The organism is Curtobacterium sp. APC 4022 (assembly GCF_030407555.1).
GTDB lineage: Bacteria > Actinomycetota > Actinomycetes > Actinomycetales > Microbacteriaceae > Curtobacterium.
This window is the reverse complement of record NZ_JASDDD010000050.1, coordinates 1-25,383: the sequence shown is the minus strand read 5'-3', so window position 1 is coordinate 25,383 and position 25,383 is coordinate 1. Positions and strand designations below refer to the sequence as shown.

Below are 25,383 nucleotides of genomic sequence, written 5' to 3'. Positions count from 1 at the left end.
GACGGGGTGCCGGACCGGCCCCCCACGCGACGGAGGCCCGACCCGCGTGACGCGGGTCGGGCCTCCAGGGCGTGTGGTGCGGGTCAGGAACCGGCGGGTGCCTTGTCCTGGGCACCGTCGCCGACCGGGCCGTCGGCGTTCACGATCGGGATCTGGCTGGTCGAGAACTCCTTCGCCCAGTCGGACTGCGCCAGCTCCGACGTCGGGTCGTTGTAGTCGTCGATGACCCCGGCGACCTCGTCCTCGGACCCGACCGTCGGCCCGGAGCCCATGAGCGGCGACGCGGCGGTCTCCTTCGTGAAGTACACCGCGACGAGCCCGATCACCGCAGCCAGCATCAGGTAGAACGCCGGGATGTCCTCGGCCCAGCCGTAGCCGGCGTCCTGCGCCCACTTGATGAGCCCGGCGGTGGCGAGCGGGGTGGTCCCGCCGAACAGCGACACCGACACGTTGAACGCGATGGCCAGGGCGCCGTAGCGGATGATCGTCGGGAACAGCGCCGGCAGCGTGGACGGCATCGTCGACGTGAAGGTCACCAGGACCACGCCGAGGATCAGCAGGCCGGAGAACACCCCGACCCCGGTGCCGGACTGGACGAGCTTGAGCGCCGGCCAGGACAGCACGATGAAGCCGATGCAGCCCGCGGCGAGCACCGGACGACGACCGAAGCGGTCGGACAGCCGACCACCGAAGGTGATGACGACCATCATCAGCAGCATCACGACGACGATCAGGATGAGCCCGAACGTCGCGTTCTGTCCGAGGTTCTGCTCCAGGTAGGTCGGCATGTACGACAGCAGCATGTAGTCGGTCACGTTGAAGACCAGGACCAGCCCGATGCAGATGATCAGCGAGCGCCAGTTCTCGGCGAAGAGCTTGAGGAACGGCGTCTTCTGCGACTCGCGCTCGGCGGCCTGCTCCTGCTGCTTCTGGAAGGCCGGGGTCTCCTCGAGCTTCAGCCGCAGGTAGAGCCCGATCAGGCCGAGCGGACCGGCGATCATGAACGGGATGCGCCAGCCCCAGCTGAGCAGGGCGTCCTCGGACAGGCCGAACTGCAGGCCGGTGACGATCGAGGCACCGAGCACGTACCCGGCGAGCGTGCCGAACTCGAGCCACGAGCCCATGAACCCGCGGCGCTTGTCCGGGGAGTACTCGGCGATGAAGGTCGCGGCGCCGCCGTACTCACCACCGGTCGAGAAGCCCTGCACGAAGCGGGCGACGAGCAGCAGGATCGGTGCCCAGACGCCGATCGTGTCGTACGACGGGATCAGGCCGATCATCAGCGTGCCGGCGGCCATCAGGATCATCGTCAGCGCGAGGACCTTCTGGCGGCCGATCTTGTCGCCGATCGGGCCGAAGACCGCACCACCGATCGGGCGGACGATGAACGCGGCGGCGAAGAACCCGAAGGTCGCGACGATGTTCGACGCCGGGTCGCCCTGCGGCAGGAACACCTGCGAGATGGTCACCGTCAGGTAGGCGAAGATGCCGAAGTCGAACCACTCCATCGCGTTGCCGAGGGCCGCTGCGGCGACGGCACGCTTGAGCATCGACTCCTCGACGACGGTGACGTCGTCCTCGGTCAGCTTCCGTCGAGCACGCTTCACGGCGCCCTTCGTCCGCAGCGGGCGATCGCCGTGCTGCTGCTGGGGTGTGTCGTTGGCTGGCAAGGTGTTCCTCCGGTGTGCTGTGGCGTCCTTCGGGCTCCCGGCGGGACGGCCGGGCATCCGGCGAGACAGCGACACTGGCGTCCTACGAACCGCGCTCGCCGGACAAACCCCGGAAGCCTACCAGGTGGGCTGTAGCGCCCCGGCCCACCGGTACGCTGAGGATCGCACCCGCACCACGCGGGGACACTCAGGCACCTCATCACGGACTCGGTGCCGCACATGTGAACGGAAGGCGCAGCCATGACCAAGCCCATGCCCGACAAGCCATCGGTGGACGGACTCGAGCAGGTCTGGGGGCCGCAGTGGGAGCAGGACGGCACCTACCGCTTCGACCGTGACGCCGCCGGCGACCGGTCCGCCGTCTACTCGATCGACACCCCGCCGCCGACCGCCTCCGGCTCGCTGCACATCGGGCACGTGTTCTCGTACACGCACACCGACCTCAAGGCCCGGTTCGAGCGCATGCGGGGCAAGCACGTCTTCTACCCGATGGGCTGGGACGACAACGGTCTCCCCACCGAGCGTCGCGTGCAGAACTACTACGGCGTCCGCTGCGACCCGTCGCTCCCCTACGACCCCGACTTCACCCCGCCGTTCGCCGGTGGTGACGGCAAGTCGAGCAAGGCCGCCGACCAGCTGCCGATCTCGCGCCGCAACTTCATCGAGCTGTGCGACGAGCTGACCGTGCAGGACGAGCAGCAGTTCGAGGAGCTCTTCCGCACGCTCGGCCTGTCCGTCGACTGGACGCAGTCGTACCGCACGATCGACGCGACCTCCCGCGCCAGCGCTCAGCGCGCCTTCCTCCGCAACCTCGAGCGTGGCGAGGCCTACCAGGCCGACGCCCCGACGCTGTGGGACGTGACCTTCCGCACCGCGGTCGCGCAGGCCGAGCTCGAGGACAAGGAGATGCCCGGCGCGTACCACGGCCTGGCCTTCCACAAGAGCGACGGCAGCGGCGACGTCGTCATCCAGACCACCCGCCCGGAACTCCTGCCGGCCTGTGTCGCCCTCGTCGCGCACCCCGACGACGAGCGCTTCCAGGACCTCTTCGGCACGACCGTGCGCTCCCCGCTGTTCGACGTCGAGGTCCCGGTGCTCGCCCACCACCTGGCGCAGAAGGACAAGGGCGCCGGCATCGCGATGATCTGCACGTTCGGTGACACCACCGACGTCGTCTGGTGGCGCGAGCTGCAGCTGCCGAACCGCTCGGTGATCGGCTTCGACGGCCGCATCCGGTCCGACGAGCCGGCCTGGATCGAGTCCGCCGAGGGCCGTGCGCTCTACGCCGAGATGGCCGGCAAGACCGTGTTCTCCGCCAAGAAGGTCGTCGTGGACGCCCTGACCGAGTCCGGCGAGCTGGTCGGCGACGTGAAGACCATCAACCACCCGGTGAAGTTCTTCGAGAAGGGCGACAAGCCCCTCGAGATCGTCTCCACCCGCCAGTGGTACATCGTCAACGGCGCCCGTGACGAGCAACTCAAGCAGACGCTGCTCGAGCGCGGCGACCAGATCGCGTTCCACCCCGACTTCATGAAGGTCCGCTACGAGAACTGGGTCGGTGGCCTGTCCGGCGACTGGCTGATCTCGCGCCAGCGCTTCTTCGGTGTGCCGATCCCGGTCTGGTACCCCCTCGACGCGGACGGCAACCCGGTGTTCGACCAGCCGATCGTCCCGACCGAGGCGCAGCTGCCCGTCGACCCGTCGTCCGACCCGGCCCCCGGGTACGACGAGTCGCAGCGTGGTGTCGCCGGTGGGTTCCAGGGCGAGCTCGACGTGATGGACACCTGGGCGACCTCGTCCCTGACCCCGCAGCTCGCCGGCAAGTGGGAGACCGACCCGGCCCTCTACGACCTGGTGTACCCGTACGACGTCCGCCCGCAGGCGCAGGACATCATCCGGACCTGGCTGTTCACGACCGTGCTCCGCAGCCAGCTCGAGGCCGACGTGGTGCCCTGGAAGAACGCCTCGATCTCCGGCTTCATCGTCGACCCCGACCGCAAGAAGATGTCGAAGTCGAAGGGCAACGTCGTCACGCCGCTGTCCGTCCTCGAGGCACATGGCGCCGACGCCGTCCGCTACTGGGCGGCCTCGTCGAAGCTCGGTACCGACGCGGCCTTCGACCCGCAGAACCCGAAGCAGATCAAGGTCGGCCGCCGTCTGGCGATCAAGGTCCTCAACGCGGCGAAGTTCGTCTACGGCTTCGAGCTGCCCACCGGCGCCCACCAGGTGACCGAGGCGCTCGACATCGACATGCTCGCCGCGCTCGGCACCGTCGTCGACCAGGCCACCGCCGCGTTCGACGCGTACGACCACGCCCGGGCGCTCGAGGTCACCGAACGGTTCTTCTGGACCTTCTGCGACGACTACCTCGAGCTCGTCAAGGAGCGTGCGTACGGCACCGCCCCGGACGCCGGCCACGAGACGCAGGCGAGTGCGGTCCTCGCGCTGCGCGGTGCGATCGACGTCCTGCTCCGCCTGCTGGCACCGTTCCTCCCGTACGCGACGGAGGAAGTGTGGGCCTGGACCCACGACACCAGCGTGCACCGGGCCTCCTGGCCGGTCCGTGCCGACCTGCCGGTCGACCAGGCCGAGACCGGGCTGCTCGCCGCCGTCGGCCAGGCGCTGATCGGCATCCGCGGGGCGAAGACCGCGGCGAAGGCGTCCCAGAAGACGCCGGTGACGCGCGCCGTCGTGCAGGCACCCACCGCCGTCCGCGAGCTGGTCGAGCGCGCGGCCGTGGACCTGGCGGCCGTCGGCCGGATCCAGGACCTCGCCTTCGTCGACGGTGACGAGTTCGCCGTCGTCGAGATCGAGCTGGCGGAGCAGCCCCCGGCCTGATCCTGACGGACCGGACACCGGGCGCCCCGTTACCGTGGAGACACGGGCGGGGCGTCCGTCGTCGCGGCGGACTCCGCCGGCGACACGGCTCCGCCGACACGGACTGGAGGCACGGATGCAGTTGGGAACGCGATGGAACGTGGGCGCGGAACCGCCCGCGCGACTGCCCGAGACGATGGTCGTCGCCGTGCGCGGTGTCGAGGACGACCTGGCGGCGCAGTCCGTCGACGCATCGGCCTGGCGGTGGACGCTGACGTTCCTGGAGGGCAAGCCGATGGTCGAGCTGGACGACGGGACGTCGATCCACCTGGACCCGCTCGGGCACGCGCAGGTGACCGACCCGGACGACGCGGGGTCCGAGGACTGAGTCGTCGGACCCCGCAGACGCCGGACGGCCGGGGTGACGTGATGGTCACCCCGGCCGTCCGGCGTCTGTCCTGCGCGGTCAGCGCTTCGGCACCGACTCGACCGGCACCGGGACGAGCGCACCGCCCGCGATCCGGTACGCCTGCCGCGTGGCCGTGTCCCGCCCGAGCGCGGTGTCCGCACTCCAGCGGAGCAGACGGTTGCCCGGTTCGAGGTGGTCGAGCACCAGGAACTGCCCGTCGTGGACCGCGACCTCGCCGAAGCGCGCGGCGAAGGCACCCGCGGTCTCGACGCCCCGGAGCCAGCCGTCGGTGACGGTGGTGCCGTCGGCCTCGACCACCCGGGCACCGGCGTACCGGGTCGAGAAGTTCCCGTGGGCGGTCGTGCCGCCGCCGGCCTTCTGCAGCCAGAGGGTGCCGCTCGCCGGGTCGAGGACGAGCTCGGCGATCACGGTGTCACCGAGACCGCGGTACTGCACCATGGTGCCGCGTCGGACGTCGACCGGGACGCGGACGACGTCGGGGGTACGGTCCGCGGCGAGGAACTCGACCTGGGCCGACCCGGCGCCGGTCCCGACGGCCAGGGTCTGCAGCCGGGTCCGTCCGACCGTGACGTCGGGGCCGGGGGTGGTCGTGAGTTCGAGTGCTCCGCCTGCGGTCCGCTGCCCGTAGGTCGCGGTCCCCGTCACCTGCACCGCGCCCGTCGGGACGGCGTACCGGACGACGTGGTCCAGACGGTCGGTCCGGCGGTCGTGGTTGATGGTGAGGTCGAACGCCGGGTCAGGGCGCTCGGCCATCGCGGCGCGCGTCTGGTCGGTGAGTCCCAGCCCCCAGGCGTCGAAGAAGGCGGTGAGGTCCCGGCCGGTGACCTCGGAGGCGACCAGGGCGAACTGCTGCTTGCGCGCCGCGGTGTCCGAGGTGCTCGGCACCGTCGCACCGAGCACCCGGTCGACGCGGAACTGCTGGGCGATCCGGCCGTACACGTCGTCCCCGAAGGCCCGGCGGAGCTGGTCGAACATCAGCACGCGCAGCCAGATGTCCTGACGGTCGAAGTGCCGCTCGGCCTGGGGCAGTGCGAAGAACGTGGCCGCCTTCTTCCGGGTGGCCGCGTCGTCGAGCCGGTTCACACCCGGGGTCAGGTGCTCCTGGTTCGCCAGGGCGGAGACGTTGACGGACACCTCGCCCAGGCCGGCCCAGTTCATCCAGTCGGGCTGGTACGTGTGCCCGACCTCGTGCCAGAACGCCCACTGGTCGGCGGGCGCCTTCGACAGCAGGTCCCGCATCGCGCCGGTGTCGTTCTGGAAGCGGATCCAGTCGTGGGACGCGCTCGCGTAGCCACCCCCGGTGTCGGGGTTGGTGACGAGGACACGCTGCGGTGCCCGGTGTGCTGCCCCGGTCGCGGCCCGGTCGAGCCCGAACACGGCGTCGGTCTTCGCGACGAACCGCTCCAGCATCCGGACGCGGGGGCCGACCTGGATGCCCCGGTCGAGCAGCCAACGCTGGGCGATCGGCTTCTGCACCTGCACGAGGACGTCGTCGCCGATGAGCTCGACGATCGGCGCGGTCGACGACGCCATCCGCTCGGCGAACTGCGCCTCGGTCGTCTCGCCCTCGACGAAGGTCGCCATCGGGGCTCCGCCGTCCACGCGCACGGTCGTGGTCCGGGAGCCCTCGGCAGCGGTGTCGAGGAGGTGGACCGGCCCGCTCTTCGGCACGGTGAGGCGGTTCACGCCCGGCTGCAGCGGGACCGTCTGCACGCCGACGTCCTTCCCGCCGTTGAGGCCCGCGTACACGCCGTACAGACCGAAGCGTGCGGAGAGCCCGGAGACGCCCGCCGGGACCGTGATCGTGACGGTGTCGCCGGCGGTGACGGAACGACCGGTGGGCTCGTGTGCCGAGTGACGGTACGAGCGTCCCTCGGCACGACGTGCGGCCTCGGCGTCCCCGAGGGCACGGACCGGGACCACCGAGTGGGACGGCGCGACGACGAGGTGCTGCGGGGGCGTCGGTGCCTCCGGGGTCGTGACCGTGGTGGTGGCCGCCGGACCGGTGTTGCCGGCGGCGTCGACCGCGCTGATGGTGAACCGCACGGCGGTGCCGTCGGGCAGGTCGGCGATCCGGGCCTCCCGCGCGTCCGCCGGCAGGTGCGTCGGGGCGGCACCCGCACGGGTCACGACGTACCCGTCGACGCCGCGGTCGTCGGTGGCCGCGGCCCACCGGAGGCGAGCGGTGTGCGCGTCGACGGGGTCGCCGGCGAAGTCGGGCACGGTGCTCGGCGCGACGGTGTCCTCGGCGGGGACCTCCGGACCGCTGCCGTCGCCGTCGTCGCTGCCGTCGTCCGGGGTGCAGCCGGCCACGTCGGTGCCGTCGATGCTGCACGCCTGCACCGCCGGGACGACCGAGCCGTCGCCGGTCATGCCGAAGGACAGGTTCGCGGTGGCGCCGGGCGCGAGCTCCTGGCCGCGCTTCGCCGTGATGGTGACCTCGTCGCCGTGCTGCTCGGTGTCCGCCATCCAGCTCACCCAGCTGTCGAAGGCACCACCGGTGACCCGGAACCGGAGTTGCCAGCCGGCCGGTGTCTCACCGGTGTTCCGGACGACGAACTGTCCGCCGGCGTACCACGCGGTCGCGTCCGACAGCTCGAGCGAGGCGGAGACCGAGCCCGAGCCGGAGCCGGCGGTCGTGGGCGCTGCCCGGTCCAGCGCGACGGCCGGGTCGGCGAACAGGACGGACCCGGCGAGCAGGCAGGCCAGTGCGGGCAGCGCGCGCGGACGGGGTCGGCGGTGGGGACGGGACGACATCGGCAGGACTCCTCGGTGTGACGGGACGGTCCTCCCATGGTCCGGGCGTCCCCGGCACGAGCCACGTCTCCGAATGGTGACGGCCGGGCTCAGACGAGACCGGCGCGATGTGCGGCGATGGCGAGCTGCGTGCGGTTCTGCAGGCCGAGCTTGTCGAGGACGCGGGAGACGTAGGTCTTCGCCGACGTCGCGGTGACGCCGAGCCGCCCGGCGATCTGCGCGTTCGTCAGCCCCTCCCCCACGGCGACGACGAGCTCGCGTTCCCGGTCGGTGAGGTCCCCAAGGTCGTCGAACGGCAGCGGCTGCTCCTCGTGGTCGCGGGCCACGGCACGACGGACGACGGCGTCGGCGACCGCGGGTGCCAGCACACACCGTCCGGCGGCGACGTCCACGATCGCGGCGGGAAGTTCGTGCGGGCGTGTGCCCTTGAGCAGGAACCCGGAGGCGCCGGCCGCGAGGGCGCGGAGCACGTCGTCGCCGTCGTCGAACGCGGTCAGGACGAGGACGGCCGGAGCTGCCGGACACTCGCGCAACCGCCGGGTCGTCTCGATCCCGTCCATGCCGGGCATCCGCAGGTCGACCACGGCCACGTCGCACCGGAGGCGCCGGGCTGTGGCCACGGCACGCTCGCCGTCGCTGCACTGCGCCACCACGACGAGCCCGGGCTCGGACTCGATGACGATCCGGAGGCTCGACCGGATGTCGTCGTCGTCGTCCACCAGCAGCACGCGGGTCATCGGGGCAGCTCGAGGTCGAGACGGAAGCGGCCGTCCGGCGTCCGGGTGTGTCGGAGGAGACCGCCGACCTCGGCCGCGCGTTCGGCGGCGACCGCCAGCCCGTGGCCCCCGGTCCGGCGGGCGTCGGGGAGCCCGCCGCGCGCTGCGACGCCGGCCGCATCGGAGCGCGACGGGAAGGCGTTCCGGAAGGTCACCTCCAGGCGGTCCGGCAGCAGGGCTGCGGTGACCTCGACCACGCTGCCCGGAGCGTGCTTCCGTGCGTTGTGCAGGGCCTCGGCGGCGACCGCGTCGAGGACCGCGGCGCACCGGGTGTCGAGCCCCGCGGTCCGGGCGAGCGGTCCGGCGGCGGGTCCCCGGCGGACGACGTCCTGACCGTCCTCGAGCGCCGCGTCGAAGGACTCCTGCCAGGACGGTGTCGCGAGGGTGGCGGCATCAGGCGCCGCGGGCTGGCGGGTGCCTGACTGCGCCTCGGTGCTCCGGAGCAGACCGACGACGAAGTGCAGGTCCTCGAGCAGACCGGCGCCGCTGTCGGCGATGCGGGTGGCGAGACGACGGGTCGCTTCGTCATCGCTCTGGGCAGCGAGCGCCGTGGCGTGGAGCGTCATCCGGCTCACCCCCTGTCCCACGACGTCGTGCAGGTCGCGGCTGAGGCGGAGCCGCTCCTGCGCAACGACGTCGGCCGCCCGCGCGGCTGCGGCGGCGGCCTGCAGCCGGAGCCGTTCCTCCCGGGCGCCGACCACCCGACGCGCCTCACCGACGGCGCCACCCACCAGGGCGGGGAGCACGACGGCGACGAGGGGCGCGGACTCGGCGGGGACCGCGACGTGGCCGGCCCGGAACATGCACGGGTCCGGCACCAGCCCGAGGGGGTGCAGGACGGTGAAGACGCCGAGGACGACCCACCAGCCGCGTCCCCGGCGCGCGGCGACCACGGCGCTCATGACGACGACGAACGAGCACGAGCCCGTCATCGCCCAGACGATCGGGGCCACTGCCGTCGGCAGCAGCGGCCAGCGGTGCACGGCGTACAGCGACAGCCCGCCGATGACGAACACGAGCACCTGCAGGAGGTCCGGCGCAGCCCGGGCCGCGAGGGCGTCGTACCAGACGCTGTAGCCGGTGACGGCCACCGGCAGGACGACGGCGCCGATGCGCGCGATCCGACGGAGGCGGTCCGACGGCGTCTCGACGAGTCGTTCGAGCGGGCGGAGCGGACGATCGATCGTCGAATCAGTCGACATGTTGGATATCACGTATCGAGTGTAGACTAAGCAGCAGCGATGGTTTCCTGTCGACTTCCGGAGACGCCCCGCCGGCCCGGGCACGCTGCACCATGGTCGACGTCCGCACCGGCGGACACCATCCGCTCCGGCGGACGTTCCCCTCCGAAAGGCATCCTGATGTCCCTCCGCTCCTCCACCCTCGCCACCGCCGCGATGACCGCCGCGATGATCGGGTGCACGCTGCTCGTCCCGTCCGTCGCCTCGGCCGCACCGACCCAGGAGGCCGCGACCGGCACCGCAGGCCAGCTCCAGATGTGGGACGGCAGCCAGCACTACAGCAGCGGTCAGTTCGTCATCACGAACCCGACCGCGGGTGCGTCGGACTGGGAGCTGACGTTCTCGGTGCCGAACGGGTCGTTCGAGAACCACTCCGACTGGAACGTGGACGCACAGGTCGACGGCGACCGCGTGACGCTCACGCCGAAGAACGGCGCACTGGCAGCGGGCATGAGCGAGTACGTCTCGTTCGGCATCGCCGGTGACGGGTCGAGCGCCCTCACCGTCCAGGGCTGCGACCTCGGTGGCGCCGCGGTCGGCGGCTGCTCGGCGGCCGAGGACCAGGGTCAGGCACCGACCATGCCGGGCGACGTCCACGTCACCGACGTCGCACACGACCGGGTGACCGTCAACTGGACCCCGAGCACCGACGACGGCCCCGGCATCCTGTACACCGTGACGCTCCTGCGCGACGGCGACGTGATCCGCGAGTACCCCGTACCCGGCGCCCACCGCACGAGCCAGGTCGTCGACCGCCTCGACCCGGACCGCGACTACGAGGTCGTCGTCACCGCTCGGGACTCGGACGACAACGTCAGCGCCGCCGAAGCCGTCTCGTTCACCACGGCCGCCGACCCGTCGGTCGCCGGGCCCGCCACCCCGGCGGACTTCCACGTGAACACCGAGCAGTCCGACCGCGTCATCGTCAACTGGAACTCGCCGGTCACGCCCGAGCTGCTCGGCCACCAGGTCCTGCTATTCCAGGACGGCGAACTCATCCGCGCACACGTGATCGCGAACCCGCGCCAGGCGTCGGTGATCGTCGACCGCCTCACCGCAGGTACCGACTACGAGGTCGCGGTCCTGGCGTACGACCGGTCGGGTCACGAGACGACCTCCGACCGGGTCGCGTTCACCACCGCGCGCTGACAGCGCGAGCCGGGCGCGCTGACCGCGCGACCCGGCACACCTGACGGGGCCGACCCGGACCTCCCGTCCGGACACCCACGAGCGGAGCCGGCCTGGCGCCGCGGGATCACCGCGGCACCAGGCCGGTTCCGGAGCCGGTCAGGCGCGGACGCCTGACCGGGATCGCCGAGGGATCAGGACTCGGCGAGCCAGGAGAGCAGCACCGCGTTGACCTCGGCGGTGTGTGTGGTGAGGAGGCCGTGAGGGGCGCCCTCGATCTCGACGTAGCGGGCGGTGGGCAGGGCCTTCGTGAAGCGACGCCCGGTGGCCTCGATGGGCAGGACGTTGTCCGCGGTGCCGTGCACGATGAGCGCGGGCACGGTGACCTTCGGGATGTCCTGACGGAAGTCCGTCGGCCAGGTCAGCGGAGCGGCAACGGACGCGATCGCACCGGAGCCGGCAGCGACGTTCCAGGCGTTCCGCACCTGCTCCTCGGAGATCCGGCTGCCGAGGTTCTCGTCGAGGTTGAAGAAGCCCTCGTAGAAGGACGTGAAGTACGCGTAGCGGTCCTTCGCGACGTCGGCGGAGACACCCTCGAAGAAGGACATCGGGGCGGCACCGTCGGGGTTGTCGTCGGTGACGGCCAGGTACGGCTCGAGCGAGGCCAGGAACGCGACCTTGGCGATCCGGTCCTGACCGTGGCGACCGATGTAGCGGGCGATCTCGCCGGTGCCCATCGAGAAGCCGACCAGGATCACGTCCTGCAGGTCGAGGGTCGTCAGGACGGTGTGCAGGTCGTCGGCGAAGGTGTCGTAGTCGTAGCCGGTCGAGGGCTGCGACGACTGACCGAAACCGCGGCGGTCGTAGGTGATGACGCGGTAGCCGGCGTCGAGGAGCGGGGGCACCTGACCCTCCCACGAGTTGCCGTCCAGGGGGAAGCCATGGATCAGGACGACGGGCTGCCCCTGGCCCTTGTCCTCGTAGTGGAGCGCGATGTCGACGCTGTTCTCGGTCCCGACGGCGATGGATCCCATGGTGTTCCTCCTGGTGAAGTGCACTGAGGCCGTCCAGAGAACGGTCGTTCTCCGGTGGTGTCGCCTACACTAGAGAACGATCGTTCCCGACGCAACCCCGTCGTCGTGGACACCGAGTGGACGGAGCATGGACATGGCGACGAGCACGGTCGAACCCGAGACGGCAGCACGGATCGTCGAGACCGCGGACGCGCTCTTCTACACGCGCGGCATCCAGGCGGTCGGCATGGACGAGATCCGTTCCATCGCCGGCGTCTCGCTGAAGAAGCTCTACGCCGCGTTCCCCGGCAAGGAGCAGCTCATCGCCGCCGTCCTCGCCGGCCGTCACGACTTCTGGGAGCAGGGCATCCGGGCCGCGGTCGACGCCGCCGACGGCCCTCGTGCGCAACTGCTCGCCGTCTACGACTTCCTCGAGTCCTGGTTCGGGGACGAGACCTTCCGCGGCTGCGGCTTCATCAACGCGTTCGGGGAGCTCGGCGCGACCTCCCCCGCCATCGCCGAGATCGCCCGCGAGCACAAGGACTCGTTCCAGCGCTTCGTCGCCGGGATCACGGCGCAGGCCGTCCCGGACGCCGAACGCGCCGAGGAGCTCGCAGCACAGCTCGCGCTGCTGGCCGAAGGGGCCCAGACCACCGCGGCCATCGCGGGGACGACCGAGGCGGCCGTGCACGCCCGCCGAGCGGCTGCCGTGCTGATCGACGCCGCGACGCACTGAGGCCGCCGGACCCGGCGCCCGGCGGACCCGGCACCGGTTCGGGCACCCGCCCGCTGCCGGTCCGGTCACCCGCCCGCCGCCCGCATCGCTAGGTTGGGGCGATGGCCACTCCGTTCGATGGACCGAGCACTACCGGCCGGCCTTCGACGCGGGCATGGCCGAACACCGCGCGGAGGTCGAGGCGATCGCCACCGACCCGGAACCGCCGACCTTCGAGAACACCCTGGTCGCGCTCGAGCGTGCCGGGCAGCTGCTCCAGCGGGTCGAGATGGTCTTCTCCACCGTCACCTCGGCCGACTCCACCGACGAGCTGCGCGACCTCGAGGCCGAGCTGTCCCCGCTCCTCGCCGCCCACCGCGACGCGATCGTCCTGGACGGGCGCCTGTACGCACGGGTCCGTGCCGTGCACGACGCCCTCGATGCGACCGCCGGCCGCTCGGAGGAGGACCGCCGCCTCGCCGAACGCACGCTGACCGAGATGACCCTCGCCGGCGCCGGACTCGACGACGCGGGCAAGGAACGCCTGACCGCGATCAACCAGGAGCTGTCGACCCTGACGACGACCTTCGAGCGCAACCTGCTCGAGGACACCAACGACGCCGCCGTGCACGTCACCGACGAGTCCGAACTCGCCGGCCTCGACGACGGCGCGAAGTCCGCCGCCGCTGGTGCCGCCGCCGACCGTGGTCTCGACGGCTGGCTCGTCACCCTGCCGCTCTACACCGGACACCCGTGGCTGGCGACGCTCACCGACCGGGGCCTCCGGCAGCGGATCATGGAGGCGTCGCTCTCGCGCGGCCGTCGTGGCAACGCCTTCGACAACCGGGACGTCCTGCTGCGCATCGTCCGCCTCCGCGCCGAGCGAGCCGAACTGCTGGGCTTCCGCGACCACGCGTCGGTCGTCACCGCGGACGAGACGGCCGGCACCCCGGAAGCCGTGGCGGGCCTCCTGTCCTCCCTGGTCACCGCAGCCGTTGCGAACGCCCGCGACGAACGCCAGGCACGCTCCCGCACCGTCGGCCACGACGTCGAGTCGTGGGACTGGGCGTACGCCACCGAGGTCCTCCGCGGTTCGCAGTTCGCCGCGGACAGCAGCGCACTCCGCCCGTACCTGGAGGCCGACCGGGTCCTGCGCGACGGCGTCTTCCACGCGGCGGGCGCCCTCTACGGCCTGCGGTTCACCGAGCGCCCGGACCTGCACGGCTACAACGACGAGGTCCGCGTCTTCGAGGTCGTCGACGAGCAGGACGCCCCGGTCGGGCTCTACCTGCTCGACCTGTACACGCGCGACGGCAAGCGCGGTGGCGCGTGGATGAACCCCGTCGTCGAGCAGTCACACCTGCTCGGCACACTGCCCGTCGTCGTGAACAACCTCAACGTGCCGAAGCCCGCGGCCGGCTCGCCCACACTGCTGACGCAGGACGAGGTCGAGACCCTGTTCCACGAGTTCGGCCACGCCCTGCACGGGCTGATCGCCCGGACGACGTACCCGCGGTTCTCCGGCACGAACGTCGAGCGCGACTTCGTCGAGTTCCCGTCACAGGTCAACGAGATGTGGGTCACGTGGCCGTCGGTCCTGGCGAACTACGCCAAGCACCACGAGACCGGTGCGTCGATGCCGCCCGAGCTCGTCCTGGGGCTCAGCGACTCCGAGGGGTTCAACGAGGGGTTCGGCACGACCGAGTACCTCGCCGCCGCGCTGCTCGACCAGGCCTGGCACCGACTCACCGCCGCCGAGGCCGCTGCGGTCACCGACGTCGAGGCGTTCGAACAGGAGGCCCTGGTCGCCGCCGGTATCGACGCTCCGGCCGTCCCGCCCCGCTACTCGTCGACGTACTTCGCACACACCTTCTCCGGCGGGTACGACGCCGGCTACTACGGGTACATCTGGAGCGAGGTGCTCGACGCCGACACCGTGGAGTGGTTCCGCGAGCACGGTGGACTGTCCCGCGAGGCCGGTGGACGCTTCGCGCAGCTGGTGCTCGGCGTCGGTGGCGCGAAGGACCCGCTCGAGGCCTACCGCGAGTTCCGCGGCCGCGATGCCGAGGTCGGACCGCTGCTGCGTCGCCGCGGCCTCGAGTAGCGGCGCGGCCGGCCGGTCCAGTCCGCGAAACACCGGTGTTCGTCGGTTGCGCCGCGGAAAGACGCGCCGTGACGCACGAACACCGGTGTTCCGCGAGCTCCGCGGACGGGCGGGAGGCGCGGTGCCGGCCCGCCCGGTGCGTCCGGTGCGTCCGGTGCGTCCGGCTACGCGGACTTCTCGACGCGCTTCGGTGCGGACCGCGGCACGATCGTCGGCGCCGCGTTCTCGAGCACCGACGCCCGGGTGACGACCACGCGGGCGACGTCGTCGTCCGAGGGGACGTCGAACATGATCGGCCCGAGGACCTCTTCCATGATCGCGCGGAGGCCGCGGGCACCGGTCTGGCGGAGCACCGCCAGGTCGGCGATCGCCTCGAGCGCCGCGTGGTCGAACTCGAGCTCGACGCCGTCGATCTGGAACATCCGCTGGTACTGGCGCACCAGGGCGTTCTTCGGCTCGGTCAGGATCTGCATGAGCGCGGCCTGGTCGAGCTTCGACACCGTGGTGACGACGGGCAGACGACCGATGAACTCGGGGATCAGGCCGAACTTGTGCAGGTCCTCCGGCAGGACCTCGGAGTAGAGGTCCTGGTGGTCGGTCGGGCTGTGCAGCTGGGCACCGAAGCCGATGCCGTGCTTGCCGACGCGCGACGACACGATCTCTTCCAGCCCGGCGAACGCCCCGGCGACGATGAACAGCACGTTCGTCGTGTCGATCTGGATGAACTCCTGGTGCGGGTGCTTCCGACCGCCCTGCGGCGGGACCGAGGCGACCGTGCCCTCGAGGATCTTGAGCAGCGCCTGCTGCACGCCTTCGCCGGAGACGTCGCGGGTGATCGAGGGGTTCTCGGCCTTCCGCGCGATCTTGTCGACCTCGTCGATGTAGATGATGCCGGTCTCGGCGCGCTTGACGTCGTAGTCGGCCGCCTGGATCAGCTTGAGCAGGATGTTCTCGACGTCTTCGCCGACGTACCCGGCCTCGGTCAGGGCGGTGGCGTCCGCGACGGCGAACGGCACGTTGAGTCGCTTGGCCAAGGTCTGCGCGAGGTACGTCTTGCCACAGCCGGTCGGGCCGATGAGCAGGATGTTCGACTTGGCGATCTCGACGTCGTCGCGGTCCTCGGCGGCGGTGATCTGCCCCTGCGCCCGGATCCGCTTGTAGTGGTTGTAGACGGCGACCGCGAGTGCGCGCTTCGCCGGGTCCTGCCCGATGACGTACTCCTGCAGGAAGTCGAAGATCTCGCGCGGCTTCGGCAGGTCGAACTCGCCGCTGCCGGTGTCCTCGCCCGCTTCGGCGAGGCGCTCTTCGATGATCTCGTTGCAGAGCTCGACGCACTCGTCACAGATGTAGACGCCGGGTCCGGCGATCAGCTGCTGTACCTGCTTCTGGCTCTTCCCACAGAAGGAGCACTTCAGGAGGTCGGCGCTCTCTCCGATGCGTGCCATGCTCTCGGCCTTCCCTGGTCGACGTGTACCGCCAGTGCGGTCCACGAGGTCGTCGTGGGACCGAGCCTAACCGCAACCGGGGACACAGTCGGGGACCCCCGGCCGCGTTCGCCCAGGGCGTGGTCAGCCTGGTAGCGTGAGGGGCGTTTCTCTACAAGTTGTAGAGAACGGCTCCTGGAGGAACCATGCAGAAGCGCCTCGCCACCGGCGGTGTCGTGACCCTCGGCGTCGCCGCCGCCATCGTCCTCGGCACCGCGGCCTCGGCCAGCGCCCACGTCGAGGCCGAAGCGTCGTCGACCGCCGTCGACTCGTACACCACCGTCACGTTCTCCGTGCCGCACGGCTGCGACGGCTCCCCCACCACGAAGCTGCAGTTCCACGTGCCCGAGTCCGTGATCGAGGTCACGCCGACCGTGAACCCGAACTGGACCATCACGAAGGCCACCGAGCCCTACACGGCCCCGAGCTCCGCAGCCGGTTCCGACGAGGACGAGGCCGAGGCCGCCGCGGAGCGCGTCACCAGCGTCACCTACACGGCGAAGACCCCGCTGCCCGCCGACGAGCGCGACACCTTCTCGCTCTCGTTCTCCCTGCCCGACGGCAAGGCCGGCGACACCGTGTCGATGCCCGTCACGCAGACCTGCGAGAAGGGCTCCACCGAGTGGGACCAGGCCACCAAGGCCGGACAGGCCGAACCGGAGCACCCCGCGCCGACCATCACGCTGACCGCCGCCGCCGCAGGCGACGACGAGCACGGCACCACCGCGTCGACCGAGTCCGACGAGGCCACCGCGACCACGGCCTCCAGCTCGTCCACCTCGGTCCCGGCGGACCCGGACCTGGTCGGCCGCTTCCTCGGCCTCGGCGGTCTGCTCCTGGGCGCCGTCGCGCTGGTCGTCTCGGTCGCCGCCACGCGCCGACGCGGCAGCAGCAAGTGACGTCGGGCGAGCGGCCGGGCACGCGTCCGGCGGTGCGCCGCCGGGTCCGGGCCGGGAGGCTCGGTGCCGGCACGCTCGCCGCCCTCACGCTCGTGGGTGGTGCGGTGCTCGGCCTCGCGGCCCCGGCCAGCGCGCACAACTACGTCATCGCCGCCACCCCGGCGTCGAACAGCACGCTGACCGAACTGCCGAAGACGTTCGCGATCACCACGAACGACCGCCTGCTCGACATCGGCGACACCGACTCCGGGTTCGCGTTCCGCATCGTGGGTCCGGACGGCCGGTACTTCGAGAACGGCTGCGTCGACGTCGAGGGCCCGACGATGTCCACCGCGGCCGCGCTCGGGAAGTCGGGCAAGTACCAGGCAGAGTGGCAGATCATCTCGGCCGACGGGCACACCGTCTCGGACTCGTACGACTTCACGTGGAAGGCCCCGGCGGGATTCGTCCCCGCCACCGGCACCACCAAGCCGCCGACCTGTGCCACCGCGGGCAACGGTTCGACCGCCGCGGCGAGCACGACGGGCACTGAGTCCGGCACCTCGGCGTCGACGACGTCTGACGCACTGTGGATCGGTGCCGGTGGGCTCGTGGTCGTGGCCGCCGTCGTCGCGGTCCTGCTGCTCGTCCGTCGTCGTCCGGCGCCCGCCGCTGACGACGCCGACGAGGACTGACCGGCACGCCGACCGGCGTCGTCCCGACCGGCGTCGTCCCGACCGGTCGGGACACCCCGCTCACCTCCGCCGAGCGGTCACGAATCGTCGGACTGGCCTCGCCAGAGCGACCGTTCGTGACCACTCGGCGAGACGCGTGCGGGCGTGGCGGGTCCGCTCCCCGATGACGACCCCCGACCCCGGGCACGACGACGGCCCCGCACCGAAGAGGTGCGGGGCCGTCGTCGTACCGAGCGCTACTTGACGAGTGCGGGGAGGTTCTTGCGGCTGGTGAGGACCTGGTCGATCAGGCCGTACTCCACGGCTTCCTGCGCGGACATGATCTTGTCGCGCTCGATGTCGTGGTTGATCTCGGCCGGCGTCTTGTTCGAGTGCTTCGACAGCGTCTCCTCGAGCCAGGTGCGCATGCGGAGGATCTCCGCCGCCTGGATCTCGATGTCGGACGCCTGTCCGCCACCCTGCTGGACAGCAGGCTGGTGGATGAGCACACGGGCGTTCGGGAGCGCCAGGCGCTTGCCCGGCGTGCCGCCGGCCAGGAGCACCGACGCGGCCGAGGCCGCCTGACCGAGGCAGACCGTCTGGATCTGCGGACGGATGTACTGCATCGTGTCGTAGATCGCCGTCATCGCGGTGAACGAGCCACCGGGCGAGTTGATGTACATCACGATGTCGCGGTCGGGGTCCATCGACTCGAGCACGAGCAGCTGGGCCATGACGTCGTCCGCGGACGCGTCGTCGACCTGCACGCCGAGGAACACGATGCGGTCCTCGAAGAGCTTCGCGTACGGGTCCTGACGCTTGTAGCCGTAGGCCGTGCGCTCTTCGAAGCTCGGGAGGATGTACCGATCAGAGGGGGCCGGGACGTTCTGCGCGCCACCGAGCATGGGGAGATGCATTCTCGTTTCCTTTTCTTCGGTGGTGATCAGGACTGGGCGTCGGGCTCGGCCGCAGGGGTCTGCGTCTCGCCGTCGTTGACGGTTCCGCCACCACCGACCACCTCGGCGGACGAGGCGCGGAGGTGGTCGACGAAGCCGTACTCCAGGGCTTCCTGTGCCGAGAACCAGTTGTCGCGGTCGTTGTCCTTGAGGACCTGCTCGATGGACTTGCCGGTCTGCTCGGCAGTCAGCTCCGCCATGCGCTGCTTCATGTCGAGGATGACCTTCGCCTGCGTCTGGATGTCGGCAGCGGTGCCACCGAACCCACCGGACGGCTGGTGCAGGAGCACGCGCGCGTTCGGCGTGATGTAGCGCTTGCCGGGCGTGCCGGACGAGAGCAGGAACTGCCCCATCGAGGCGGCGAGGCCGATGCCCACCGTGACGATGTCGTTCGGCACGAACTGCATCGTGTCGTAGATCGCCATGCCGGCGGTGATCGAGCCACCGGGCGAGTTGATGTAGAGGTAGATGTCCTTCTCAGGGTCCTCGGCGGCGAGCAGCAGCAGCTTGGCTGCGATCTCGTTCGAGTTGTCGTCGCGGACCTCGGAGCCGAGCCACACGATCCGGTCTCTCAGAAGGCGGTCAAAAACACTGGGGTTCAGTGTTGCTTCGGCCATGGAAAAGCTCCCGTTCAGTTGTCGCTTGTTGTCGAACTTATCGGTTGCAACGCACGTGGTCGCGTGTGTTCGCTGTCGGCGGTCAGCAGGTCAGGGAACGCGGTCGAGACGTGCGGGTGAACGAACGGGAGGCACGGTGCCAGCTGGCACCGTGCCTCCCGTTCGTGCGGATGGTCGCGACTACTTCGCGTCGGCCTCGGCCGACTCGTCGTCCGCGTCGGTCGACTCGTCGTCGGCGTCCTCGGCGACACCCGCGGTGAACGCGGAGAGGTCGACCGGCTTGCCGTCGGTGTCCTTCACGGTGACCTTCGACAGGACCGTGGCGACGGCCTTCGAGCGAGCCACCTCGCCGACCATGCCGGGGATCTGGCCGTTCTGGTCGATGACCTTGATGAACTCGGCCGGCTCCATGCCGTACTGCGCAGCGGCCTGGATCAGGTACTGCGTGAGCTCTTCCTGCGAGACCTGGATCTGCTCCTTCTCGGCGATGGAGTCGAGGAGGATCTGCGAGCGGAAGGCCTTCTCGCTGGACTCGGCGACCTCCTTGCGGTGCTCGTCGTCCTCCAGACGGTTCTCCTGCTCGAGGTGACGGTGGACCTCGTCCTCGATGAGCTTCTCGGAGATCGGGATCTCCACCGACTCGAGGAGCTGCTCGACGAGCTTGTCGCGAGCGGCAGCGCCCTGGCCGAAGGTCTTCGACTTGGCGATCTGCTCCTTGAGGTCCGCCTTGAGCTCGTCGAGCGTGTCGAACTGGCTCGCGATCTGGGCGAACTCGTCGTCGGCCTCGGGGAGCTCGCGCTCCTTGACGGCGGTGACGGTCACGGCGATCTGGGCGGTCTCGCCCTCGCGGTCGCCACCGACGAGCTTCGACTCGAAGGTGGTGGACTCGCCGGCGGTGAGGGACTCGAGCGCCTCGTCGATGCCCTCGAGCAGGTCGCCCGAACCGATCTCGTAGGAGACGCCGGTGGCCGAGTCGACCTCGTCGTCACCGATGGTGGCGGTCAGGTCGAGCTGGGCGAAGTCGCCCGAGGTGGCCGGACGGTCCACGGTGACGAGGGTGCCGAAGCGCGTGCGGAGGTTCTGCAGCTCTTCGTCGATCTCGTCGTCGGAGACCTCGACCGCGTCGACCGTCAGCTCGAAGGAGCTGTAGTCGGGCAGGTCGAACTCCGGACGGACGTCGACCTCGAAGGTGAGGACGAGGTCGCCGGAGAAGTCCTTGACGTTCGGGAGCTCGGCGACGTCCGCCTCGGCACGGCCGAGGATGCGCAGTTCCTGCTCGTCCACCGCCTGGCGGTAGAAGGTGTCGATGGCGTCGCCGACGGCGTGGTTCAGGACCTCGCCACGACCGACGCGCTGGTCGACGATCGCCGGCGGGACCTTGCCCTTGCGGAAGCCGGGGATGTTGATCTGCTCTGCGATGTGCTTGTACGCGTGGTCGATGCTCGGCTTGAGATCGTCCGGCGTCACGTTCACGGTGAGCTTGACGCGGGTGTCGCTCACCTTGTCGACGGTGCTGGTGGCCAAGGGATGTTCTCCTGTTGGTTGACGTTCGATGTGACCTGGTCGGGGCGACAGGATTTGAACCTGCGACCTCCCGCTCCCAAAGCGGGCGCTCTACCAAGCTGAGCTACGCCCCGGTACGAGGGCCAGGATCGTCGCGTGCGCCGTTCAGCGCGCGGGCAGGACGAGTCCAGCCCAGCGACCTCGACGAGTCTAGCGGGCTCCAGGTGCACGATCCCCGGTAGGACTCCCGGTTGTGGGAAGTCAGTCGTCCGCGGCCCGTCGCAGACCCCGTCGCCACTGCACCCCGACGACGACCTGGACCGCCAGGGCAGCCACCCCGAGGAGCAGCCCGGCGACGATGCGCCACACGTGCAACAGTGCGTGCCACGGCTGGGTCTGCGGGTCGCCGAACAGGTCCGGGCGCAGCGAGAACACCACCGCTGCCAGGGCCACCAGCACGTAGGACAGCACCCGGGAGCGCTTGATCGTGCGCTGCGACGACTCGTCCGGCGGCGGCAGGATCATGGGGGTGTCGATCGTCCGGTATGGTGGTGGGGCTGCGACACGTGCGCAGGCGCGGGGATGTAGCTCAATGGTAGAGCCCCAGTCTTCCAAACTGGCTACGCGGGTTCGATTCCCGTCATCCCCTCCAAATCCGGGCTGGCACTATGCCGATCCGCGCTGGCGCTATGCCGATCCGCGATCCCCGCCATCCCCGCCACTTCCCCGTTCCAACGTCGGCTGGCGCCACCGTGGCCCGCCGTCTGACCGGCGTTGCTCGGGCGCGCCGTCGTCTCGCCCGCCGGACGCCTCCACGATGGCGACAGTCCCGCCGCGAGCACACGCGCACAGCCGTCACCGGCGGCGCTTGACATCAGCCGGGCGCGGTCCCTATGGTCATGGAATCGATTCCATGGAATCGATTCCATGACTCGCCCAACGGAGTGCTCACCGATGAACACCGTCACCATCAAGGACGTCGCCGCCCGCGCCGGCGTCTCCGCAGCGACGGCGTCCCGCGTGCTCTCCGGCAACGCCGCCACCAGCGAAGAGTCCCGCCGAGCGGTCGAGCAGGCCGCGAAGGACCTCGACTTCCGGCCGAACCTGCAGGCCCGGGCACTGCGCTCGACGCGGTCGGACACCGTCGGCCTGCTGGTCTCCGACGTCCGCAACCCGTTCTTCGCCGACCTCGCCCACACGATCGAGCAGGCGGCACTGGCCGAGGGCTACGTCACGCTCCTCGGCAACGCGAACGAGCGCGCCGACCAGCAGAACCGGTACCTCGACACGCTCATCGCCCGTCGGGTGGACGGCGTCATCGTCGCGCCCCAGGGCAACGACACCGGCACCGTGCAACAGCTCGTCGACCGTCAGGTCCCGACCGTCTTCGTGGACCGCGTGATCCCCGGCCTCGACGTGCCGAGCGTGACGACGGACAGCAGCACCGGCATCCGCCAGACCGTCGAGCACCTCGCCGCCCTCGGCCACACCCGCATCGGGTACATCGCCGGCCCGCAGAGTGTCTCGACCGGCCGGGAGCGCTTCACCGCCTACCAGGACGCCGTCGCCGCAGCCGGGCTGAGCGAGGACCCCGACCTCATCGTCTTCGGCGACTTCCAGGCCGCGTCGGGCTCGGCCGGAGTGACCACCCTGCTGCAGCTCGCCGACCCGCCGACCGCGATCTTCGCCGCGGACAGCCTGATGGCGGTCGGGGCGATCGCGATCCTGAACCGCCTCGGGCTCCGACTGGGGCGGGACATCGCCCTGGTCGCCTTCGACGACATCGAGTGGTTCTCGCTGCTGGAGCCCGCGCTCTCCGTCGTCGCCCACAGCGTGGAGGACATGGGCCGCGTCGCCGTGGACCTCCTCCGCGACGTCATCGACGGTGGCCGTCCCGAGTCCGTCCGTCTGCCGAGCGAACTGATCGTCCGCGCTTCCTCGGCCACCCCCATCCGTCCCGTCCGGCCGGCCGCATCGTCGCGCCCAGCCGCAGAGCAGCACCCGGAGAACTGACATGGCCCAGACACCGCTCCTGACCCTCGACCGCGTCAGCAAGTCGTTCGGTCCGGTCCAGGTCATCACCGACGTCACGGTCGACGTCCACGCCGGCAAGGTCCAGGTCCTCCTGGGCGAGAACGGTGCCGGCAAGTCGACGCTCATCAAGATGATGTCGGGGATCCACCAGCCCGACGGCGGACGGATCCTCGTCGACGGAGCCGAGGTGAGCCTCCCGACCGTCACGGCCGCGGAGCGGCTCGGCATCGCGACGATCCACCAGGAACTCAACCTGGTCGGCTCGCTCAGCGTCGCCGAGAACGTGATGATGGGCCGGATCCCGACCCGCTTCGGGCTGGTCGACCGGAAGACGCTGCGTCGTCAGGCCGAGGCCGCGCTCGCCGTGATCGGGCTCGACGTCGACGTCGACACGCCCGTCGGCGAGCTCGGCATCGCCCGACAGCAGCTGGTCGAGATCGCGAAGGCGCTCAGTGTGGAGGCGCGGATCCTGATCCTGGACGAGCCCACGGCAGCACTCACCCGCCACGAGACCGAGGCGCTCTTCCGGGTCGTCGCCGACCTCCGCGCCCGGGGCGTGGGGATGCTGTTCATCAGCCACCACCTCGACGAGATCGCCGAGATCGGCGACACGGTCGCCGTGCTCCGCGACGGACACTTCGTCGCCGAGGTCCCGGCGTCGACCCCGGAGGACGAGCTCGTCCGTCTGATGGTCGGCCGGAGCATCGAGGAGCAGTACCCGACCGGCAGTGCCGTCGTGGACCGCGCCGACCCGGTCCTGCGCGTCGAGCACCTCACGGCGGCCGGTCGGTTCCAGGACGTCTCCTTCGACGTGCACGCGGGTGAGATCGTCGGCATCTCCGGACTCGTCGGCGCCGGTCGGACCGAGCTGGTCCGTGCGATCGCCGGGGCGGACCCCTACGACAGCGGCACCGTCACCGTGCGCGGCCGCAAGCTCGGCAAGGGCAGCGTCGCCGGGGCGATCCGCGCCGGCATCGGGCACGTGCCGGAGGACCGCAAGGGCCAGGGCCTGGTGCTCGGTGCGTCGGTGAACGACAACCTCGGTTACGCCACGCTCGCGTCCAGCGCCCGGGGCGGACTCGTCGACTTCGCCGGACAGAAGCAGCGTGCCGAACAGGTCGCGGCCCGACTCCGGATCCGGATGCACGACATCGAGCAGCCGATCGGATCGCTCTCCGGCGGCAACCAGCAGAAGGCCGTCTTCGGGCGGTGGATCCTGGCCGGCTCGAGCGTGCTCCTGCTCGACGAACCCACCCGCGGCGTCGACGTCGGAGCGAAGGTCGAGATCTACGAACTCGTCAACGCCATCACCGCGGCCGGAGGCGCCGTCGTGATGGTGTCGAGCGAGCTGCCCGAGGTGCTCGGCATGAGCGACCGGATCCTCGTGATGCGGGACGGCCGGATCGCCGGCGAACTCGACGGCGCCGACGCCACCGAGGACGCCGTGATGACCCTGGCGGCCCGCGACGTCCCGGACACCGAGGCCGACGCCGCCTGAGCCGCCGGTCGCCCGAGCGACCCCTCCCCGCACGGCCCGACGCGGCCGCGCGCCCTCCCCGCGTACAGCGCAGTACCCACCAGAAAGCACAAGCCGCATGTCATCGACCACTGTGAAGGCCCCGAACCGGTCCTCCTCGTTCACGAAGTTCCTGGCGAACAACGGCGCCCTCGTCGGCCTCGTCGTGCTCTGCATCGCCCTCTTCATCGCGACGCCGGACTTCCTGACCGGCCGCAACATCCTCAACATCGGCATCCAGGTGTCGACCGTGGCCGTGCTCGCGTTCGGTGTCACGTTCGTCATCGTCGCGGGTGGCATCGACCTGTCCGTCGGCTCCGTCGCCGCGCTGTCGGCGATGGTCTCGGCGTGGTTCTTCGCGACCGCGGGGCTGCCCGGCTGGCTCGCCCTGGTCGGCGGTCTCGTCGCGGGGCTCGTCACCGGCGTCGTGAACGGTCTGGCGAGCGCCTACGGCAAGCTGCCGTCGTTCATCGCGACCCTCGCGATGCTCAGCGTCGCTCGTGGTCTGACGCTCGTGCTCTCCGACGGCAAGCCGGTGCCGACCTCGCCCCAGGTGTCCTTCCTCGGCGGGGACATCGGCCCCGTGCCGGTGCCGATCATCGTCCTCGTGGTCGCCGCCCTGATCGCGTCGTTCATCCTCAACCGCACCGTGATCGGTCGGAGCATGTACGCCGTCGGCGGCAACGCGGAGGCGGCACGGTTGTCGGGCCTCCCGGTCAAGCGCATCGTCGTGGTCGTCTTCGGCCTGTCCGGGCTGTTCGCCGCACTCGCCGGTCTGCTGCTGGCGGGTCGCCTCGACTCGGCGCAGCCGCAGGCCGCCAGCGGCTACGAGCTCGACGCGATCGCGTCGGTCGTCATCGGAGGCGCCTCACTCGCCGGTGGTGTCGGCCGGATCTCGGGCACCTTCATCGGTGCGCTCGTCCTCGTCGTGATCCGCAACGGACTGAATCTGCTCAACGTCAGCTCGTTCTGGCAGCAGGTCGTCATCGGCCTGGTGATCGCCGTCGCCGTCGGCTTCGACGTGCTCCGCCGCAAGACGCGCAGCAGCTGACGCGCGTCCCCCACAGCTT

General features: G+C 70.6%; 20 protein-coding genes and 2 tRNA genes. 11 read left to right on the top strand and 11 right to left on the bottom strand.

Going from position 1 to position 25,383, the window contains the following annotated elements; all coding sequences use genetic code 11:
• Positions 1 to 83: 83 nt before the first annotated feature.
• Complete coding sequence (proP, locus tag QL987_RS13885) at positions 84 to 1,670, bottom strand: glycine betaine/L-proline transporter ProP (protein ID WP_290158169.1); 1,587 nt, start codon at positions 1,668 to 1,670, stop codon at positions 84 to 86.
• A gap of 240 nt (positions 1,671 to 1,910) precedes the next feature.
• Here proP and valS point away from each other — a divergent pair, with 240 nt between their 5' ends.
• Together valS and QL987_RS13875 are read left to right on the top strand one after the other, a co-directional pair.
• A complete protein-coding gene (valS, locus tag QL987_RS13880) occupies positions 1,911 to 4,508 on the top strand; it encodes a valine--tRNA ligase (protein ID WP_290158167.1) in 2,598 nt (865 codons plus the stop codon).
• Positions 4,509 to 4,623: 115 nt separating this feature from the next.
• Entirely contained in the window at positions 4,624 to 4,875 is a 252-nt protein-coding gene (locus QL987_RS13875) for a hypothetical protein (RefSeq protein WP_290158165.1), read from the top strand.
• 78 nt (positions 4,876 to 4,953) lie between these two features.
• Here QL987_RS13875 and QL987_RS13870 read toward each other — a convergent pair whose 3' ends face one another.
• The 3 genes from QL987_RS13870 to QL987_RS13860 form a co-directional block, all read right to left on the bottom strand.
• Positions 4,954 to 7,674 carry a M60 family metallopeptidase gene (locus QL987_RS13870; RefSeq protein ID WP_290158164.1) on the bottom strand — a complete coding sequence of 907 codons (2,721 nt, stop codon included), beginning with the start codon at positions 7,672 to 7,674 and terminating at the stop codon, positions 4,954 to 4,956.
• 89 nt (positions 7,675 to 7,763) lie between these two features.
• Positions 7,764 to 8,411: a response regulator transcription factor gene (locus QL987_RS13865; RefSeq protein WP_111075994.1), complete on the bottom strand. Its 648-nt coding sequence runs from the start codon at positions 8,409 to 8,411 to the stop codon at positions 7,764 to 7,766.
• Complete coding sequence (locus QL987_RS13860; protein WP_290158162.1) at positions 8,408 to 9,664, bottom strand: histidine kinase; 1,257 nt, start codon at positions 9,662 to 9,664, stop codon at positions 8,408 to 8,410. The genes QL987_RS13865 and QL987_RS13860 overlap by 4 nt, the downstream gene beginning before the upstream one ends.
• 147 nt (positions 9,665 to 9,811) lie before the next feature.
• Between QL987_RS13860 and QL987_RS13855 the strand changes: the two genes are divergently transcribed.
• On the top strand, positions 9,812 to 10,840 hold the full coding sequence (locus QL987_RS13855) for a fibronectin type III domain-containing protein (protein ID WP_290158161.1): 1,029 nt from the start codon (positions 9,812 to 9,814) through the stop codon (positions 10,838 to 10,840).
• Between the two features lie 173 nt (positions 10,841 to 11,013).
• Here the strand turns inward: QL987_RS13855 and QL987_RS13850 are convergent, their stop codons facing one another.
• Positions 11,014 to 11,853, bottom strand: a complete 840-nt coding sequence (locus QL987_RS13850; protein WP_290158160.1) for an alpha/beta hydrolase — start codon at positions 11,851 to 11,853, stop codon at positions 11,014 to 11,016.
• Positions 11,854 to 11,986: 133 nt separating this feature from the next.
• Here QL987_RS13850 and QL987_RS13845 point away from each other — a divergent pair, with 133 nt between their 5' ends.
• Positions 11,987 to 12,568, top strand: coding sequence for a helix-turn-helix domain-containing protein (locus tag QL987_RS13845; protein WP_290158158.1), 582 nt, complete (start codon positions 11,987 to 11,989; stop codon positions 12,566 to 12,568).
• A gap of 154 nt (positions 12,569 to 12,722) precedes the next feature.
• Entirely contained in the window at positions 12,723 to 14,651 is a 1,929-nt protein-coding gene (locus tag QL987_RS13840) for a M3 family metallopeptidase (RefSeq protein ID WP_290158156.1), read from the top strand.
• A gap of 164 nt (positions 14,652 to 14,815) precedes the next feature.
• On the opposite strand, the gene clpX is transcribed toward QL987_RS13840, so the two are convergent.
• Positions 14,816 to 16,096: an ATP-dependent Clp protease ATP-binding subunit ClpX gene (gene clpX / locus QL987_RS13835; RefSeq protein WP_110903996.1), complete on the bottom strand. Its 1,281-nt coding sequence runs from the start codon at positions 16,094 to 16,096 to the stop codon at positions 14,816 to 14,818.
• Between the two features lie 185 nt (positions 16,097 to 16,281).
• On the opposite strand from clpX, the gene QL987_RS13830 reads away from it, so the two are divergent.
• Both QL987_RS13830 and QL987_RS13825 read left to right on the top strand, forming a co-directional pair.
• Positions 16,282 to 17,034 carry a YcnI family protein gene (locus tag QL987_RS13830; RefSeq protein ID WP_290158155.1) on the top strand — a complete coding sequence of 251 codons (753 nt, stop codon included), beginning with the start codon at positions 16,282 to 16,284 and terminating at the stop codon, positions 17,032 to 17,034.
• A gap of 32 nt (positions 17,035 to 17,066) precedes the next feature.
• Positions 17,067 to 17,708 (top strand): copper resistance protein CopC, encoded by a 642-nt coding sequence (locus tag QL987_RS13825; protein WP_290158153.1) that lies wholly within the window; start codon positions 17,067 to 17,069, stop codon positions 17,706 to 17,708.
• 236 nt (positions 17,709 to 17,944) lie between these two features.
• Here QL987_RS13825 and QL987_RS13820 read toward each other — a convergent pair whose 3' ends face one another.
• From QL987_RS13820 to QL987_RS13800, 5 genes are all read right to left on the bottom strand, one after another.
• On the bottom strand, positions 17,945 to 18,604 hold the full coding sequence (locus tag QL987_RS13820) for an ATP-dependent Clp protease proteolytic subunit (RefSeq protein ID WP_111075987.1): 660 nt from the start codon (positions 18,602 to 18,604) through the stop codon (positions 17,945 to 17,947).
• A 26-nt stretch (positions 18,605 to 18,630) separates the two neighbouring features.
• A complete protein-coding gene (locus QL987_RS13815; RefSeq protein WP_111075986.1) occupies positions 18,631 to 19,260 on the bottom strand; it encodes an ATP-dependent Clp protease proteolytic subunit in 630 nt (209 codons plus the stop codon).
• A gap of 180 nt (positions 19,261 to 19,440) precedes the next feature.
• Positions 19,441 to 20,784 (bottom strand): trigger factor, encoded by a 1,344-nt coding sequence (gene tig, locus QL987_RS13810; RefSeq protein WP_356841718.1) that lies wholly within the window; start codon positions 20,782 to 20,784, stop codon positions 19,441 to 19,443.
• A 36-nt stretch (positions 20,785 to 20,820) separates the two neighbouring features.
• Positions 20,821 to 20,897: transfer RNA gene (locus QL987_RS13805), tRNA-Pro, on the bottom strand.
• A gap of 127 nt (positions 20,898 to 21,024) precedes the next feature.
• Positions 21,025 to 21,288: a hypothetical protein gene (locus QL987_RS13800; protein ID WP_290158151.1), complete on the bottom strand. Its 264-nt coding sequence runs from the start codon at positions 21,286 to 21,288 to the stop codon at positions 21,025 to 21,027.
• A 53-nt stretch (positions 21,289 to 21,341) separates the two neighbouring features.
• Here QL987_RS13800 and QL987_RS13795 point away from each other — a divergent pair.
• The 4 genes from QL987_RS13795 (at position 21,342) to QL987_RS13780 (ending at position 25,364) form a co-directional block, all read left to right on the top strand.
• Positions 21,342 to 21,415 (top strand) — tRNA-Gly (locus tag QL987_RS13795).
• Between the two features lie 302 nt (positions 21,416 to 21,717).
• Positions 21,718 to 22,776 carry a LacI family DNA-binding transcriptional regulator gene (locus tag QL987_RS13790; protein WP_290158150.1) on the top strand — a complete coding sequence of 353 codons (1,059 nt, stop codon included), beginning with the start codon at positions 21,718 to 21,720 and terminating at the stop codon, positions 22,774 to 22,776.
• 1 nt (position 22,777) lies between these two features.
• On the top strand, positions 22,778 to 24,295 hold the full coding sequence (locus tag QL987_RS13785) for a sugar ABC transporter ATP-binding protein (RefSeq protein ID WP_253462108.1): 1,518 nt from the start codon (positions 22,778 to 22,780) through the stop codon (positions 24,293 to 24,295).
• 97 nt (positions 24,296 to 24,392) lie between these two features.
• Complete coding sequence (locus tag QL987_RS13780; protein ID WP_221850674.1) at positions 24,393 to 25,364, top strand: ABC transporter permease; 972 nt, start codon at positions 24,393 to 24,395, stop codon at positions 25,362 to 25,364.
• The last annotated feature ends 19 nt before the right edge of the window (positions 25,365 to 25,383 follow it).